A 16,855-nucleotide genomic window follows, 5' to 3' on the forward strand; every position below is an offset into this window, starting at 1 on the left:
ACACTTACATTTATAGCACCTTGATCAACCAGGGATAATTTCTTTCATTTTGGAAATTTTATAAGTAAACTTTTTGAGAATTTCTTGAGGTGCGATCAATGTTTTTAAACCAGAATAAAAACGAAAAAAAGTTACTTGTTTTTGCAACAATTATACTCATTCTTTATTTGTCTCCTTTATTTATTCTTGGAGAAAATGCGCATATTCGCATTCATGATAATCTTGATTCCAATTTGTCATGGTACAAGGTTTTGACATCGAGTGGAGAGATAAGAGGTTCGATTAATGGTACAATTCCACAGGTGATAAATAATCAATTATCAAGAAACGCATTTAGTACGGAATTTAGTTGCATTGTTTGGTTGTATGCTTTTTTTCCAAATATGGTTGCTTATGTATTAAGTCAGACGATTACAAGAGTGGTTGCTTTTATAGGCATGTATGTACTTTTAAAACATCATTTTTTACCGAGAGAGGAATGGATGGTCATTTCAATGGGAGTTTCATTAGCTTTTGCTCTTACCCCTTTTTGGCCATCAGGAATGCTTAGTACTCTGGGAATGCCTCTTGCACTTTGGGCATTTTTAAATATTCGAAAAGGGGAAAAGTTGTGGAAGAACTATTTCGTACTTACTCTAATTCCTCTATATTCGAGTTTTGTTTTAGGTTTTTTCTTTTTTTTAAGTAGTATAGGGATGCTCTGGTTAGTGGACTTAGTAGTAAAAAAAGAATGGAACTTTCGTTTTCTTTTTTCAATTATTTATATGACGCTCATATACATGGTTGTAGAATATCGCTTAGTATCTTCCTTTTTTTTATCAACTGCACCTAACAGTAGAGATGAATATTTTCATGCGAGATTATCGTTATGGCGTTCCCTCCGACTTACAGTGAAAAATTTTCTTTTAGGACATACCCATGTCATGACAGTCCATACATTTATTATTTTACCTGCCATACTTATTGCGTTGTATTTCATCATTACTACAAAACGATGGAAGCGAGAAAAAGTCTTTATTTTTTTGTTCTGTTTTAACATATTTTTGTCCATTTGGTATGCTTTTTGGTTTTATAAAGGTTGGCTTCCATTAACAAAACGGCTTCACATTTTAGATACATTTAATTTTGCACGTTATCATTTTTTGCGCCCGTTAGTTATTTATGTTTTATTCGCTCTTGGATTAAAAATATTATGGTTACAAGGGAAAGTATGGAGATACGCTGCAACAAGTTTTATGATTGCTCAAATTATTTTGTTATGCTTTTATAATGAAGAAATTATTTATCAAAATAAACCTTCAGTAAAGGAATTTTTTGCGAAAAAACAATTTCAGGAGATAAAAGAGTATATCGGTTTACCTTTGGAACAGTACCGTATCGCTAATATTGGTTTACATCCAGCTATCGCTCAGTACAATGGTTTCTATACACTTGACACATACAACAATTTTTATCCTCTATCTTATAAATATGAATTCCGAAAAATAATTGAGAAGGAATTAGCGAAAAATAAAACGATTCGTACGTATTTTGACGAATGGGGTGGCCGCTGTTATATTTTCACCGATGAACTTGGAAAACACTATATGTTTAAGAAAGGTTCGAAAAAACACTTGAAAAATGTAGAGCTAAATATAGAACATTTTAAAAAAATGGGTGGTCGGTACATTTTTTCTGCTGTCCCTATTGAAAATGCAGTGAAAAACAATTTATACCTTGAGAAAACATTTGTATCAAAGACATCTGCTTGGGAAATTTATTTATATAAGGCAATATAAGTATGTAATTAGATTGGCTCTCTCAATATAAATTCATAAAAAAACCAAACTAATATTTAGCTGCAATATTAGTTTGGTTTTTACTATTTTGTATCAAATTACACACCACATTCCAAGCTACACTTAAACTTTTTTAACATTTTTAATCACTATATCCCCTGTGCCACTGTCCTTGAAAAATTTGATTTTGCCCCTGGCCTTTATGGGAAACACTTGTTGAGATTACTGTTGGTTTTATCCCTGTTCGCAAGAATCTCCCACTTCCAAAATACGAACTGCAATTTCGATACCATCTTGCTTTGTAACAATCTCTGTAGCTTCTTCAATCGTTTCGGTTCTCCCCATACAAGACAATACTTCTTCTTATTACATATACAGTAGCTCCAGCTACAACTACTATTTTTCCTTGTAATAATGTCATTTTATTTATCTTCATTTTTATAATTCAATTTTATAACTTCCGGTATATGCTTACTATCATATTTCCTCGTATAGATTTCTCCATCTGGAGTAACTAATTGTAATACAATCTCACCACAAACACCATGTGGTATTTCAAATTCACCTCCTGCATTTGAAATACTGCGTTCCTTACTTTCAATTGAATCTTCATAAATTTTCACATTAGATATAGGTTCGTTATTTTGATCTACGATAATACCTCTTGAATACTTACCAATCGCAATGCATTGATCATCTTTTTTATAATAATTAATTAGAACGATAGCACCAATTATTATAGCGATACATACAAACAAGAGAATTATTTTGCGTTTCACAACAAACCTCCTTATTCATCTTTTTCTTTTTTAAATTGAAAGGTTATACGTTCCGCTTGTTTGATTTCCTCAATTACTTTACGAATTCCTTCTTCAATCCTATCTTCCTTCACATTCGAAACGTTTAACTTTAATAGTCTTTCTTTCGGAAAACCACAAACATAATTTTTATCAATCGGATCAATACTTATTTGCATTTCATTTAATCTTTGGAATAACATTTCAGAAATACTCGTTTTGAGTAATTCTAAACAAGTGTGGATTCCAATTGTATTATACTTTTTATATGTGAATAAAAGCGGGTTTTCACTATGAGTTCTTTCTAATGTTTCTGCAAGTTTTTTAGATCTATCGTGATAGGAAGTTTTAATTTTATTTTTATGGCGTTCAAACATGCCACTCTTTATATAAATTTCTAATGCAGCTTGAGAAATCATCGGGCTATCAATATCTAATATCTTTTTATATTTATGAAAATCATTTGCAATGGATGGCGGAATGACCGCAACTCCAACTCGTAAACCTGGAAAAATAATCTTCGAATAACTTTTCAAATATATGACATGATTATCATGATCTAAACTATATAACGGATCAGCTTTTGAATCCGTTTCTAAATCTGCTAAATAATCATCTTCCACTATAAATACATTATATTTCTTAGCCAATAACACGATTTTTTCTTTCTCATCTTTAGAATAAGAAGTTCCAAGCGGATGATGATATCTTGGTATTGTATAAAAGAATTTTATTTTACCTGTTCGAAAAATGCGTTCCAATTCATTTAAGTCAATACCTTCATTCGTACGTTTAATACCGATTACAGGGATTTTGTTTATTTCTAGATATTCAATATATAGATGATATGTTGGTTGTTCAATTAATATCGTTTCATTTTCATTTGGAAATGGTATAGCGGTTAATATTGCTAGCGCCTGCTGCACACCTGACGTTATAAAAATATTTTCTTCTTTAGTGAAAACTTGATAGTTTGCCAGTTGTTTTTGCATAACCGGAATTAAAGACGGTAAGCCTTTTGGCGTCCCATATACAAATAAGTCATTTTTATATGTATCAATAGCCTTATTAATACAATGTTGAAAATCTAAATATGGAAAAACATCTGGATCTGGTGCTGAGGAAGCAAAATCAATTATGTCGTCATTTTCTACAAAACTCCCTGATTTTCGAACAACATAGTATCCACTTTGAGGGATGGAATAAATAATATGACGTTTTTCTAATTCATATAGTGCCCGTATAACTGTCGCCTTATTGCATTCATATTGCGTAACAAGCGATCGTATTGACGGTAATTTCTTCCCTTCTTTTATCACTCCACGTTGAATCATGTTTTCTATATCATTAAAAATATGTAAATACTTATACATTATTTCACTCCCTAATGCACGGACTTAAAAAGATTCTTCATTCTTAAGCAAACAGAAATATATCCCTTCTATTACTTTAAATTTTAACATTATTTCACATTTCCTTCTCTTAACAAGGAAATTACAATTAATAAGTAGAATATCTCCATGAATAAATAAAAAGTGAGGGATATGTCATGCAACGCTTAAATACAATTGATATTAGTAACGTTCTAGAATTAGAAAAGACTCTTTCTACTTTATTAAATGACGAGATTTCTTCAAAGCTAGAGCTGGAAAACTGGTTAAAAAAACAATCCACAGTCATTTGGGGAATTGAAGAACAATTAAGATCGCACTATATCGCCTTTCAATGTAATACAGATAATAAAAAAATTAAAGATACTTTTAAATATGATCAACAATATGTACGACCTCTTTTGAAACGTTATCAAAATTCATTTGATAATAAATATTTAGAGTCCTCTTTTCGAATGGAACTTGATCCAAAAACGTATAGCTTACTAGATAAAAAAATAAAGAATGCGCAAACATTATTTTGTGAAAAGAACATTGATTTAGAAGTAGACGAAGACAAACTAGTAACCGAGTACTTCGAAATTACAGGTGGTTTAACTGCACTATGGGACGGTGAAGAAAAAACAATTACTGAACTACAGTCTTACTTACAAGATCCGGATCGTCATATACGAAAAAAAGCGAAAACACTCATTTCTGAAACATTCTTATCTGTTGAAGATACATTACAAAAGATATTAAATGAATTAATCGTAATACGTCACCAAAAAGCGAAAAACATTCAATTAGATAATTATCGTGATTATATGTTTAAAAAACATGAACGTTTTGATTATACACCTGAAGATTGCTATGAACTTGCTGAATCTATTCGTAAATACGTAGTACCACTTATCAATAAAATATTTAATGAGAAAACATCTGAACTTCAAGTAGATAGTCTTCGTCCATGGGATCTAAAAGCAACCGCACCAAATCAAAAAGCATTAAAACCTATCGAAGACGCCAGTGAATTAATCGAAAAAAGTTCTCATATTTTACACAAACTAGATCCTGAGTTTTCTAGGTTACTGGACCGTATGCGTAAAAATAATTGCTTAGATTTAGAAAGTCGTAAAGGAAAAGGACCAGGAGGATTTTGCGAATATTTACCTGCTTCTCGATTATCTTTCGTTTTTATGAATCTCAATCATACACATTATGATGTTACTACTTTCCTCCATGAAATGGGTCATAGTATTCATAATGAATGTATGAAGCAGTTAGAACTTCAAAAATATTTGGAAATCCCTTCTGAATCAGCAGAACTCGCTAGCATGACAATGGAATTATTTTCGATGGAGTATTGGGATACATTTTATGAGAATACTGAAGAATTTATAAAAGCAAAATTAGATTTCTTTAAAGATATTGTAAAGTATTTACCACCAATGCTTATCGTTGATCAATTCCAGCATTGGATGTATGAAAATCCTAATCATACCGCTAAAGAAAGAAATGTAAAGTATTTAGAATTACATAACACTTACCAATCGAACGTCGTAAATATTCAAGGGTATGAAAATTGGATTGCAACTGGTTGGTTACCTGTACTACACATATTCGAAATACCATTCTATTACATCGAATATGCTATCGCACAACTTGGTGCGTTACAAATGTATAAACAATATAAAGAAAATCCTAAACAAGCAATAGAAAATTATAAAAAGGCTTTATCATTAGGTAGCTCTAGATCTTTAACGGAAGTATATGAAGCAGCTGGAATTCATTTTGATTTTTCTAGTGAAACAATTAAAGAACTAATGTTATTTGTAGAGGGCGAATTAGAGTCATTTGAACAATTGTAAGAAAGAAGCTGTTCCTATATTTTAGGTTCAGCTTTCTTCTTTATTTTATTTATTAGTTCTATGTACTGAGAATCACCATATCCGATTGTCGAAAAGAGTTTAAACAACTTTGTTAATAATTCTCGAGTTGATAAATCTTTATTTTTAGAGATGAATTTTACTACGATATTATCTTCTTTTAACATATTTAAATATAAGTCTATAGCTTGATAGATTACAGGTGGTACTTTATAGGATGTTTTTTTATGATTCACTACTACTTCATCGTATATAGAAGAATAATTTCCTAATTCCAGTTCAAGTTGACTTACTTTAAATTCATCTTCTCTGAAGCTATTTAAGTATACCTTCCCTTCATAACAAGATTGTTCTAAGTATGAAAGTATGGTAAGTAAGTTCATTTGGCAGAACATATCTTCACCAAACCATAAAACAATGCATTTATACTTTTTCGTAAAAAGATTTTCTAACGGATCTATAACTTTTTTTGTATAACTTTCTACTGAACTATTATGTCCTTCTGCTCTTGTTTTAATAAATTCTTCATTAAAAATTTGTGTAGTAGCCGTGTTTACACACATCGCTTCGTTAAATGGGGCATAATCAGATTCACCCATTAGCTTCTCCGTTTTAAATTCTTCATACATCATTTGACCATTCAATATGTTTAATACATCTTTATCAAACAACTCATTATTATTGCTACGTAACTGCTCAACCTCTAATTTTCTAGAAATATTCATTTTTAACTCCTCTTCTATTTTTAGTTTAATAAATGATTGAATAGGCATTTTGTTAAGTTGGAATTCTCTTGGATTCATTCCAAAAACATTTTTGAAAGCTCTACTATAAGCCTCTTGCGAAGAATAATTGTAATCCAATGCAATATCTATTATCTTTCTATCATTCTTCAAATCCCCCGTAGATAAATACAGTCTTCTTAAAAGAATATAACGCCTAATACTCATGCCTGTTACTTGGTGAAATCTAAAAGAACAGTAATACGGAGAATAACCCATATAACGCGATAATTCATTTAATGAAAATTCTTCTTTTAAATTGCTCTCAATCCAATCAATCATTTGCTGTATATGTTCATTCATTTCCTTCACTCCTTATTTATAAGTATAAAAGAGAGTCATTTCTTTCTTTTGATATTTCTTGTGTTTTATAACATGAGCCATTCATTACTTCATGCTTCATTTTAAAGGATATCAAAAATAAAACACGAATGTTGTATATTAAGAATCTTTTAGTTCTCAAATAAAAAATTAAAGTTTGGAAAGGAAGTTACAATGAACGAGCTAGAAAAAGAAATACTCCAATTAATAAATGAACGATATCCATTAAATTTTATTAACATTAAACCCATAACGAATGAAATGTATCAATGTAACGCACAACAAGGTACTTATTTCATTAGAATTACAAACTACAAAACATATGCAGAACAATTAGAAGAAGTTACATATACGAATTTTTTATATCAAAATGGCTTAGGTGTTCCACCAATAATCCCTTCTTTACAAGGAAATTTTGTAGAAAAGTTTCCATTAGACAAGGAGATTTTTGCTGTATTATATAAAGCTGCTCCTGGTATACATTTACCGAGGTGTGATTGGAATTCAAATATATTTAAAAAGCTTGGTAAACAAATTGGAAAATTACATCGCATTTCTAAAAGCTTTGAACAGACTAATCCGGTTAAACATATAAACGGTTGGTATGAAAATGAAGAATATAATTTTCTTAAGTATATCCCTAAAGAAGAAACTACTATAAGAGAAATTGCATCTGACGTTTTAACTTCTATAAAAGAGCTACAAAAGTCTACTTCCAATTACGGCTTAATTCACGGAGATTTATGGCTGGAAAATATATTAGTTGAAAACAATTCAAACATAACAATGATTGATTTTCAAGACTGCGAAAAACATTTTTACATATTTGATTTAGCAGTTCCTATTTATAGTGCGATAGAATATTCATTTGCTGGAAATGGGAATATCGTTGATTATGAACATTCTATTACAAAAGCACTATTTGAAGGATATAAAGAAGAAAATGAACTCCCTAAAGAGATGATAGACAAGTTTCCATTGTTTATAAAATTAAAGGAGATTTTTGAATATAGCTTAATGCATATGTATTGGGGTAAAGAAGAATTAACTGAGGAACAAATACGGATAATAAATCTTTATAGGATGAAGATCGAAACTAAATATACCTATATCAATGTTTAAAAATGCTATTGTTTAACTACAAGGAAACTTAGTTTAACAACAGCATTTATTAATTGGCTACTAGACAACCTTTGTTTTATTACTTATAAATACTGATTCAATAATTTGTTTACATACACTTCATTTTGCGGAGATACTTTCTCTGAAAATCTAGCTCCAATCATAATAGGAGCCCATTGAAAGATCTCATCTCTTGTTAGATCGGTATTACTGCAATATATTCGCAAATACATTTCCGCTAATTCTATATAAGACTGCGCATACAATAAATATGTACGAAACACATCTGCACGAATATCACCTGAACTAGCATCTACCCAGTCTATAATATTTACATTCTTTTCACTCAAAATTAGATTAAATGGATGGAAATCACCATGGCATAATCTAGGTTCAAATTTGATTGAATATAACTTATTCAATATACTTTCCTTTTGTTTTTCATCCAATTTATGTACAGATTTAATTTGACGCTCTAACCTTTCTCTCATTGATTCTATTTCATCTGTGTTCACACGTATAGCATGAATCTTTTTTTGTTCATTAACACAAATATTTATGTAATGCTTTGCCTCATTTAGATTATTAAGCAGAAGATCACCCATACTGTCACCTTTTACGTATTCCATAATAATTGCCTGTCTATTTTTTATCTTTGTCACTTCAAATACGTTCGGAACTGATAGTCCACATGAATAAGCATATTTTTGTTTTTTTGCTTCATTCATAGACTCTGTATCAGGCAGATATTCATTAAATAATTTTACAACCTTAGTATCATAGAGATAGATTTCTGCTGTATTCCCTTTAGCTATCGGATTTCCTAAATTCAATTCATTTCTCTCCTTACTGTAAATTAAGCTGACACATTATACTCCCCTATAAATTCAGTGTAATTATGCTGAAACCCTTCTCCACGAAAATATAAAAAACTTACCACTTTCTATCCTTAAATAGAAAGTGGTAAGTTTAATTTACTAGGAATATCGGAAGGGAAATGTGGTGTATGCACAATTGAAAATGCATATCCCTGTTCAATAAATGATACTTCATTATGTTTACATTGAAATGGGACACCATTTTTCTTAAAGTTAATTTGGATTTGCTGTAAAAATGCTTGATCTGTTGTTCCGAAAGATACGTGTACTTTTGGTGGTAAAGCTTTCATCGCAATCGGGATCCAAGGTCGCTGCCACCAAGTTGCAACGATGTATGCAGTGCCACCTATAACAAAGTTGAAAATATCCCCATCTTTCATCGTTTTCATATTTAGATTGGATTTTAACCATTCTGTAAATACAGGTACACTTTTAACAGGAAGTCCCATTTCCCTTACATATAAAATATTTAAAGGGGACTGCGGTACTAATACATCTTCTTTAACATAACTATGTGCGATAATTTCGAGTAGATTTCCATCCCCATCTTTAAAGTATACATTGAATAAACCATTCTCTTCACCAATTACATTTCCATTTTGCCATTTCACAATGAGTAATCCAGAATCCTTTAGCCATCTTACTGTTTCAAGAAATTTTGAATATGGAATCTCAAAAGCAAAGTGAGCAGGTGCAATTGGTTCATATACTTCTTGAAAACTAATTGTTGTATAAGGCGTTACTTCAAATTGAATAAATGATGCTGTTTCTTTTTTTATTGGAAAAGATAATATGTCCTTATAAACTTGTTTTACCCCTTCTATGGAAACCGTTTGTAGTTTAATATCTGATATATGTGTAATCATTGTAATAAACCTCCAAATTTATTATATCTATTAGTATTGTATTTCAAAAACTAACAGGAAGAATCCATCTGGAGATTGAAACTTTAATTAACAAAATAATACTTTTGTATTAGAGTAGTTACGCTAACATTTCCGGCTAATGCAATAAAATTTTAACTTCAAGCGTTTTGCGCTATAGTTCAAATAATTGGTATAAACGACCATATCAAGATATAATGAACAATATCTTAAGCTAAAGGAGTGATGTTTTGTGAACCAAAGAATTTCTTACTATGATGCTGCACCTGATGCTATGAAAATTATGATGGACATGGAAAAGTACACAAAGCAATCAACGATTAATCGAATGACTAGAGAGCTTATTAAAATTAGAGTTTCTCAGATCAATGGCTGTGCTTACTGCTTAGATTTACATACATCTGATGCGCGAAAAATGGGAGAAACTGAACAAAGGATTTATTGCTTAAGTACTTGGGATGAATGTACTTTTTATACAGAAGAAGAAAAGGTCGCTATTGAACTAGCTGAACATATTACACTAATTCCTACTAAAAGAGTTCCTGATTCCCTATACAAACGAGTATGTGAACATTATGATGAAAAACAATATATTGACCTTGTCTTGATTATTAATCAAATTAATAGTTGGAATAGAATTTCTATCGCGATGGGAAATACACCTGCTAAAAAATAAAACTGTAAGTAAAAATCTTACTTACTCTATACGTTATTTCTATATTACATACGCTCCAAAAGGTTGATTTTTATATATTACAAAAATCAACCTTTTGGATTTACATTTAACTTTACCGATGTTTTCTTATTTCTTCTACTATAACTTTCGGATAATCCCAATGTTTCGTCCTTATGCATACCTCTTACAATATTAACCGTTGTTGTACCTCTCGCATGCCAGCATACTTTATAATTTATTTCTATACCCAGGTCCTTAACTCCAATCTCTAGTAATAAAGACCATCTTGTATAACCTTCTTTTCCACACAAAAAGCTGCTTTTTTTAAAGAAAAGCAGCTTTTAATCTATAACACATTATAATTTAACAGCAATAATCATAAACCTTTTTGAATTCGTACGAATCCCTTTTTCAGAACTATTTGCATCAATGAACTTTTGTAAAATAGTAAAATCCTCTTCCTCTACTCCAAACCTAGGAATAATAGGCGTATGTTTTAATAAGAACATGAGGTCTTCAGGGCTACTGTAATAATCAGTAACATCATATTCACTTACTTGTACGAGTTCAAATCCTGCACTACTAAGTTCACCCATATACTTTTCTTTTAAAGTTCCATCTCTTTCACCAAAGCATTGTCCTCTTCCAAATGCCTCTTTCAAGTTCAATTTATCATGTTCACTAACTTGTTGTGTTAAAAACAAAGCACCTTTTTTCATTACTTTTGCTAATTCAGTCGCTGCAAATGGTGCATGACAACTTGAAACAATATCAAAATAAGCATGTGGAAACGTTAAAACTTCAGAATCCATTTGTAGAAACTCAACATTTTGTACACCTGATTTTCTCAAATTGGAATGTGCTTTTTCAATCATTCCGTTAGAATTATCTATTCCAATTAAAGATTTAGCTGAAGATGCTATATTAAGTACATTTTCTCCTCCACCTGTACCAACATCTAGTAAAATACGTGATGACTTGCACCTTTCTTTTACCTCACCATAAAAGTCCCATGAATCTCCTACAGTTTCACCTTTTACTTTACTAAAATCCCATCCATTTAATCTTCCTACTTTATCATAAAAGTTTTTGTACTCTAATTCGTTCATCTTATGTGTTCCCCTTTGTTGATACATATAAATTAAAATGAATTATTGATTATTTATTCTATATTTGTAATCCAAGCTTCATAAAACGCTTGAACAGTGCGATATCTTTTACTTTTTTCTTTATGCAACGCTTTTGTACATATATTATATAATTCTTGTGTGCTCTCCCATTTTTCATAGCTTTTATCACTTTTTCCGCCAATAAAGGCAAAAGCAATTCCGGCTAATACGTACACATTCGTTTCGCTTGTAATTTGTGCATGCAGTTCATATTTCTCCGGTGCTTTGAAGCGAGCTGTCCCCCAAAAATCTTTCCCAATTTCATTGAATACAGGTGTTTTTTGAAAGAAATCAATATCACAAATCGTCAGCTTTGATTGCTCAAAATTATATAAAATACTACCGTCATAAAAATCAACCATGACATATCCTAATGACTCCACATAGGTTGCAAACTCTAAAATTTGTGTTAATATGTTAAGTCTCTCCGTCACGGCTAATTGTCTTAACTTAACAAAAGGTGAGTTTGGTGCATGGTGCTTTTCAAACGGTGTAAAGTCCCAATGATTGTGCATGCACTCCCCACCAATCCAATGAAACCTTAAACAAAATCCATTTTGCATTGGAATGGAATTAATATATGGAACTAGTAAAGGATGTTGAATTTGTTCATATACTTCCTTTGCTTTCATTAATCGTTGGATTGCGTCCTCTATATTACCTTTATACTCTAAATTGCGCGCACCAGCATACTTCAAAAAATAGCGTTGTCCATTTTCAATAATACCAAAGCTAATATTTCCTGAATCTTGCTGATCAAAAACAGTAAACACTTCTACATCCTTTAGCCAATCAAAATTATGATCCTCAGCCAATGTTATAGGGTATTGATTTTTTCCAATTTTAATATTTATCATGCATTGCTCCTAGCTTTGAGCAAACGTAGTTTATAGAGGTATGATACGCATACTCAAATTATTTTTACCTCATATTTTGTTTTCTTCTGTTTGTTCATAAAACATCACTCCTTTCAAATAAAGGTTTTTATTACATTAAATAACTACCAAAATATTCTTACTTTCTATTATACATAATAACAATAATAGAAGGTGCCACATTATTTAATTACATATCATAAAATAAAGATTATAAGAAATATATTCTATATCGTATTTAGTTAACATAATAATTTTATAGTTTATTTTCGTCTATATATTCTAGATGTCTTCTTCCCCAACCACACATACGATAAAATTTTTAAAATAAAAGCCCTTATTACGGTAAATTTTTGTTGCTAATTTAGAAACTTCTGAAGTAATACAGGATCTTCTTTTAAAAGTTCTGCTAAAAACAAGAGTTGCGGGAAAGGTTGTAAGATTAACTCTTTATCCATTTTTTCTTTCAATATAGCCATTCCACCTTGCTTAATATAATCATTTAGTTTTATTTCCTTACTACAAATTAGCTTAATATCACTCACTGAAAGTAATAATAACCCGTTCGTTTCAGAAGAGGGATTCGGTTCGGTTTTTGAATGTGCCATGTACATAATAGATAAAGTTTCATCTGGACTATCAATAATTAATATTGGATTGATTTCATTTTCTACTTTTATTTTCTTTGATTGTGCACTCCAATTCTCTTTGTAATATATACTTGGCGAACTCAAAATGGTAATATCGATAGCAGCTTCTTCTTTCACCTCTCTTTTAGCAGTTTCTACTGCTGTTTCATCGGCTTCTTTATGTCCCCCCAGCCTTACTACACCTAATGTATCCCCTTTACTCGTTGGACCAACTTGAAAAACAAATAAATTTTTATACACTACATACGCACCAGCTGTTCGCATATTCTTATCTATTTGTATCAATATTTTCCCTCCTAACGATCTTTGAACAATATAGTTTACTATAATTTTATTATGTATTTAAATTATCTTCAATCCAACACACAGCATCAAGTAGGTTTTGCGCTATATAATCAGGTACTGTTTCTTTCCACGAATTTCTATACTTTGTTAATGAGCTTTCTCCCCATCCTGTTCGTACTAAAATCTTTTTCATATTAGCCCTTTCAGCTGCAATCATATCTGTACTCCCTGTATCTCCAATAAGAAAACACTCTTTTAAGCATAGACCATGTTCTTCCGCTGCTTTCAAAAGTAAACCTATATTCGGTTTTTGGCAGTCGCAACTATTATTCATTTTATGTGGACAATAGTACATTCCATCTATATATACATCTTCATCTTTTAAAATTTGTTGCATCTTTTGAAATCCTTTAAGCAGTTCTTTTTCGGTAAAATATCCCCTTCCAATTCTAGTTTGATTTGTATATACAAACACTTTTACTCCTAAGTTATTTAACTTTTGAATTGCTTTAGGTGTAAAATCAAATAGTGTAAATTCATTCGGGTGAATCCCTCTACCTGTCCCTCCCATTGTCCCATCCCTATCTAAAAATACTGCCTTCATTTTTATTTCCTCCTTTAGATTTTAAAATACCTTTAAAAAGTAGGATTCACCAAAAAATTACAGAATTCTATATATAACAAGTATTGGACGGATGATTTTCAAATTCCTCTATAATAAAGGTGGTATAAATAGTGTGAAACTTAAACAAGAACAAAGACTTACCGTAAAGACGACTTTCTCTAAAGAATACAAGATTTTCATTTCTGGTTTACTCATTTCACGAATTGGGGATTCACTATATACTTTTGCGTTGCCTTGGATTGCCTATCAATTAACCGGTTCAGCTGTAATTATGAGTTCTTTATTTGCTATTAATGTATTGCCAATTGTCTTATTTGGCCCTTTAGTTGGTGTAATGATTGATCGATACGATCGAAAAAAGTTACTTTGGATAGCGGATATTACCAATATTATTTTAGTAAGTCTCGTACCAATTCTACATGCACTACATCTATTAGAAATCTGGCATTTATACGTAATTACTTTTACCTTAGCAGTTATGTCCATGCTTTTTGATGTAACAACTGTTACAGTCATTCCACATATTGCAGGTGCATCATTAACGAAGGCTAATTCTTTCTATCAAATGATCAATCAATTGGCTAGTTTGTTAGGTCCAATGATAGCTGGGTTTTTCATCTCTTTTATTGGCGGCTTTCAGGTGCTTTGGATTAATGTTCTTTCATTTATTGCAACATTAGTTGCTGTGATATTATTACCGTCTATGAAAACCGTAAACAAGAAATGCGAAGATAAAAATGCACTTCAAAATGTACTAGCTGATTTGGTTAGTGGATTTAAATGGCTCCAAAATGACCGCTTAAATTTAGCTTTATCTTTTCAAGCTATGATTGGAAACTTTGGAGCAAGTGCGGTTTTAGGTGTGTTCATGTATTATTTACTATCCACATTGCAACTTACGCCGGAACAAAGTGGCTTTAATTATTCACTAATTGGAATAGGAGGGCTTTTAGGAAGCTTGATTGCAGTTCCTTTAGAAAAAAGATTGCAGCGCGGCATTCTAATTCCTCTACTCCTATTTGTTGGAGCAATTGGCTTAACTTTTGCGCTTTGGAGTACATATTGGCTTGCTCCCGGTATTGCTTTCGGTATTGCAATGACTTGCAATATTGCATGGAATACAATTGTAGCCACAATTCGCCAGGAAACCGTTCCATCACATATGCAAGGAAGAGTTTTAGGATTTTCGCGAGTACTTACACGATTAGCTATGCCACTCGGGGCATTAGTAGGAGGTATTATTTCAGCCTATAATCCAGTACTTGTATTTGCTTTAGCTGCTTTCACGAAGCTACTTGAAGTTGTTATTGCGTTTTATAGTCCGATAAGAAAACTATGATGAAAGGAAGTTATATGAATGTATGATTAGTTAATTGAAATCGAAGAACAAAAATATCCATTACCTCCTATAAATGAAGATTTTTATATAGAAAAGGCACCTCTTGTATCTTCAAATACTTCTCTCAGTCCAATTTGCCAACTTTTCAGTGGCATGGATGTCATACTTGAAGAGGACGTTTATACGTCCTTTCCCATTCCAAATGACGTTACTTTAAATATAGTTAAAAATGAATTACATGAAATTTTCATGATAGGTTTAAAGGAAGAATCAAAACAAACTTTAAAAGAACTTCTAACAAACGGTATATGTCCTGTAGTGCCTGATTTATACCGAAGCCATTCTTTTAATAGAATTGTCGGTAGAAGAACATTAAAATATTATTCTGCAGCATTTGATTGCATTGATCCGATGTTCTTAATAGAAACGCAAGAAATAGCATATTTCCTCAAACATTCATTCTTTGAAAAAGAGGATTGTATTTCTTTAGTACCAACAGGTTGGTTTTTAGAAGATTCATTAAAGGAATCCATTAAAATCCGATCATATTGTAATTTTGCAAATAAAATTGTGCTAGTAGTTGATGAATCGAATCAAGAAGTATTTTCTCTTCATATTTACGGATAAGTTGATAAAGGGGGCGCGTCAGGAAAATACAAATTCACAACGATAAGGAAATTTCAAATTAAAAAGCTCAACTGCTCTACAAATCAAAATAGAGAAATTGAGTTTTTCAGTTACTTCATTTATTTATTGAATTCATTAACTGGAAGAAGTATTCAGGTTTATGAGTCTTATTTAGGTTATACCATGAATGTAATGCATCTGGTGTAAATACATCTATTTTTTTCAGTACCTCCATTGCAAATTCCAGAGGAGCTATTCCTGATGCAGTAACTAAATTCGCATCAGATACCGCAGATCCCAATTCATAGAACTTTTCTCCTTTATAGTTAGGACATACCATTTTAGTATATTCTAAGTTATTACTTGTATGCTTTCTAGCATCTAAGTATCCCATATTCGCGAGGCCCTCAGTTGCACCACAAATTGCAGCAACAATAGTACCAAGCTTTAAAGCTTGGCCAATTCTTTCCAAGATCGGTTGATGAATTTCTTCACTCCAAGTAGTCCCTCCTGGTAAAATTAAAAGATCTTTACTCTCAAGAGTACATTCATCAAGGGAAATATCTGGTTTTATGCTCAGTCCTCCCATAGTAGTAATCATTTCTTTATTAGCTCCTACTGTAATTACTTTTAAAGGTGCTAAATCTTTTTTGAAATATCTTCCTGAGTTTAATTCAGCAATTAAATATCCATATTCCCAGTCCGACATTGTATTAAATACATATAGAAATGCTTTTTTTGTTTGCATCCAATAACACTCCAATCACAATTTATATAACTATTATAAT

At 31.3% G+C, this 16,855-nt stretch carries 16 protein-coding genes and 2 pseudogenes; 6 read left to right on the forward strand and 12 right to left on the reverse strand.

What is annotated here, in order from left to right; all coding sequences use genetic code 11:
• Nucleotides 1-98 precede the first annotated feature (98 nt).
• Nucleotides 99-1,778, forward strand: a complete 1,680-nt coding sequence (locus tag QCI46_RS14665) for a DUF6044 family protein (RefSeq protein ID WP_353840670.1) — start codon at nt 99-101, stop codon at nt 1,776-1,778.
• Between the two features lie 267 nt (nt 1,779-2,045).
• Here QCI46_RS14665 and QCI46_RS14670 read toward each other — a convergent pair.
• The 3 genes and pseudogenes from QCI46_RS14670 to QCI46_RS14680 all read right to left on the reverse strand — a co-directional run.
• Nucleotides 2,046-2,199 (reverse strand): annotated as a pseudogene (locus QCI46_RS14670) (short-chain dehydrogenase); the annotation flags it as partial.
• 1 nt (nt 2,200) lies between these two features.
• Nucleotides 2,201-2,557 carry a carboxypeptidase regulatory-like domain-containing protein gene (locus QCI46_RS14675; RefSeq protein WP_353840671.1) on the reverse strand — a complete coding sequence of 119 codons (357 nt, stop codon included), beginning with the start codon at nt 2,555-2,557 and terminating at the stop codon, nt 2,201-2,203.
• An 11-nt stretch (nt 2,558-2,568) separates the two neighbouring features.
• Nucleotides 2,569-3,948 (reverse strand): aminotransferase-like domain-containing protein, encoded by a 1,380-nt coding sequence (locus QCI46_RS14680; RefSeq protein WP_353840672.1) that lies wholly within the window; start codon nt 3,946-3,948, stop codon nt 2,569-2,571.
• A gap of 176 nt (nt 3,949-4,124) precedes the next feature.
• Between QCI46_RS14680 and QCI46_RS14685 the strand changes: the two genes are divergently transcribed.
• Complete coding sequence (locus QCI46_RS14685; protein ID WP_353840673.1) at nt 4,125-5,816, forward strand: M3 family oligoendopeptidase; 1,692 nt, start codon at nt 4,125-4,127, stop codon at nt 5,814-5,816.
• Nucleotides 5,817-5,830: 14 nt separating this feature from the next.
• On the opposite strand, the gene QCI46_RS14690 is transcribed toward QCI46_RS14685, so the two are convergent.
• Nucleotides 5,831-6,919 (reverse strand): helix-turn-helix domain-containing protein, encoded by a 1,089-nt coding sequence (locus tag QCI46_RS14690; RefSeq protein WP_353840674.1) that lies wholly within the window; start codon nt 6,917-6,919, stop codon nt 5,831-5,833.
• Nucleotides 6,920-7,111: 192 nt separating this feature from the next.
• Here QCI46_RS14690 and QCI46_RS14695 point away from each other — a divergent pair, with 192 nt between their 5' ends.
• A complete protein-coding gene (locus QCI46_RS14695; RefSeq protein ID WP_353840675.1) occupies nt 7,112-8,059 on the forward strand; it encodes a phosphotransferase enzyme family protein in 948 nt (315 codons plus the stop codon).
• A gap of 83 nt (nt 8,060-8,142) precedes the next feature.
• Here the strand turns inward: QCI46_RS14695 and QCI46_RS14700 are convergent, their stop codons facing one another.
• Together QCI46_RS14700 and QCI46_RS14705 are read right to left on the reverse strand one after the other, a co-directional pair.
• Nucleotides 8,143-8,892 carry a phosphotransferase family protein gene (locus tag QCI46_RS14700; protein WP_353840676.1) on the reverse strand — a complete coding sequence of 250 codons (750 nt, stop codon included), beginning with the start codon at nt 8,890-8,892 and terminating at the stop codon, nt 8,143-8,145.
• Between the two features lie 116 nt (nt 8,893-9,008).
• The gene (locus QCI46_RS14705; RefSeq protein WP_353840677.1) at nt 9,009-9,803 is read right to left on the reverse strand and encodes a VOC family protein; all 795 of its coding nucleotides are present in this window, start codon (nt 9,801-9,803) and stop codon (nt 9,009-9,011) included.
• Between the two features lie 250 nt (nt 9,804-10,053).
• Between QCI46_RS14705 and QCI46_RS14710 the strand changes: the two genes are divergently transcribed.
• A complete protein-coding gene (locus QCI46_RS14710; protein WP_064469746.1) occupies nt 10,054-10,497 on the forward strand; it encodes a carboxymuconolactone decarboxylase family protein in 444 nt (147 codons plus the stop codon).
• A 146-nt stretch (nt 10,498-10,643) separates the two neighbouring features.
• Here the strand turns inward: QCI46_RS14710 and QCI46_RS14715 are convergent.
• The 5 genes and pseudogenes from QCI46_RS14715 to QCI46_RS14735 all read right to left on the reverse strand — a co-directional run.
• Nucleotides 10,644-10,811, reverse strand: a pseudogene (locus tag QCI46_RS14715) (alpha/beta hydrolase); the annotation flags it as partial.
• A 42-nt stretch (nt 10,812-10,853) separates the two neighbouring features.
• Nucleotides 10,854-11,606: a class I SAM-dependent methyltransferase gene (locus tag QCI46_RS14720; protein WP_353840678.1), complete on the reverse strand. Its 753-nt coding sequence runs from the start codon at nt 11,604-11,606 to the stop codon at nt 10,854-10,856.
• Between the two features lie 53 nt (nt 11,607-11,659).
• Nucleotides 11,660-12,523, reverse strand: a complete 864-nt coding sequence (locus tag QCI46_RS14725) for a serine/threonine-protein kinase (protein ID WP_353840679.1) — start codon at nt 12,521-12,523, stop codon at nt 11,660-11,662.
• Between the two features lie 377 nt (nt 12,524-12,900).
• A complete protein-coding gene (locus QCI46_RS14730) occupies nt 12,901-13,476 on the reverse strand; it encodes an NUDIX hydrolase (RefSeq protein WP_353840680.1) in 576 nt (191 codons plus the stop codon).
• A gap of 49 nt (nt 13,477-13,525) precedes the next feature.
• Nucleotides 13,526-14,080 (reverse strand): HAD-IIIA family hydrolase, encoded by a 555-nt coding sequence (locus tag QCI46_RS14735; protein WP_327960253.1) that lies wholly within the window; start codon nt 14,078-14,080, stop codon nt 13,526-13,528.
• Between the two features lie 133 nt (nt 14,081-14,213).
• On the opposite strand from QCI46_RS14735, the gene QCI46_RS14740 reads away from it, so the two are divergent.
• Together QCI46_RS14740 and QCI46_RS14745 are read left to right on the forward strand one after the other, a co-directional pair.
• Nucleotides 14,214-15,440 (forward strand): MFS transporter, encoded by a 1,227-nt coding sequence (locus tag QCI46_RS14740; RefSeq protein WP_353840681.1) that lies wholly within the window; start codon nt 14,214-14,216, stop codon nt 15,438-15,440.
• A gap of 153 nt (nt 15,441-15,593) precedes the next feature.
• The gene (locus QCI46_RS14745) at nt 15,594-16,067 is read left to right on the forward strand and encodes a hypothetical protein (RefSeq protein WP_353840682.1); all 474 of its coding nucleotides are present in this window, start codon (nt 15,594-15,596) and stop codon (nt 16,065-16,067) included.
• Nucleotides 16,068-16,182: 115 nt separating this feature from the next.
• Here QCI46_RS14745 and QCI46_RS14750 read toward each other — a convergent pair whose 3' ends face one another.
• Nucleotides 16,183-16,815: a type 1 glutamine amidotransferase family protein gene (locus tag QCI46_RS14750; RefSeq protein ID WP_353840683.1), complete on the reverse strand. Its 633-nt coding sequence runs from the start codon at nt 16,813-16,815 to the stop codon at nt 16,183-16,185.
• Nucleotides 16,816-16,855: the final 40 nt, after the last annotated feature.

Source organism: Bacillus cereus group sp. RP32 (genome assembly GCF_040459735.1).
In the GTDB taxonomy this organism is placed as follows: Bacteria; Bacillota; Bacilli; order Bacillales; family Bacillaceae_G; genus Bacillus_A; species Bacillus_A wiedmannii.

Excerpts from the sequence above, each read along its gene's own strand:
- QCI46_RS14735 (WP_327960253.1), bottom strand. The coding sequence starts at position 14,080 with ATGAAGGCAGTATTTTTAGATAGGGATGGGACAATGGGAGGGACAGGT.
- QCI46_RS14745 (WP_353840682.1), top strand. The coding sequence starts at position 15,594 with ATGGATGTCATACTTGAAGAGGACGTTTATACGTCCTTTCCCATTCCA.
- QCI46_RS14690 (WP_353840674.1), bottom strand. The coding sequence starts at position 6,919 with ATGAATGAACATATACAGCAAATGATTGATTGGATTGAGAGCAATTTA.
- QCI46_RS14680 (WP_353840672.1), bottom strand. The coding sequence starts at position 3,948 with ATGTATAAGTATTTACATATTTTTAATGATATAGAAAACATGATTCAA.
- QCI46_RS14725 (WP_353840679.1), bottom strand. The coding sequence starts at position 12,523 with ATGATAAATATTAAAATTGGAAAAAATCAATACCCTATAACATTGGCT.
- QCI46_RS14685 (WP_353840673.1), top strand. The coding sequence starts at position 4,125 with ATGCAACGCTTAAATACAATTGATATTAGTAACGTTCTAGAATTAGAA.
- QCI46_RS14695 (WP_353840675.1), top strand. The coding sequence starts at position 7,112 with ATGAACGAGCTAGAAAAAGAAATACTCCAATTAATAAATGAACGATAT.
- QCI46_RS14705 (WP_353840677.1), bottom strand. The coding sequence starts at position 9,803 with ATGATTACACATATATCAGATATTAAACTACAAACGGTTTCCATAGAA.
- QCI46_RS14665 (WP_353840670.1), top strand. The coding sequence starts at position 99 with ATGTTTTTAAACCAGAATAAAAACGAAAAAAAGTTACTTGTTTTTGCA.
- QCI46_RS14720 (WP_353840678.1), bottom strand. The coding sequence starts at position 11,606 with ATGAACGAATTAGAGTACAAAAACTTTTATGATAAAGTAGGAAGATTA.
- QCI46_RS14750 (WP_353840683.1), bottom strand. The coding sequence starts at position 16,815 with ATGCAAACAAAAAAAGCATTTCTATATGTATTTAATACAATGTCGGAC.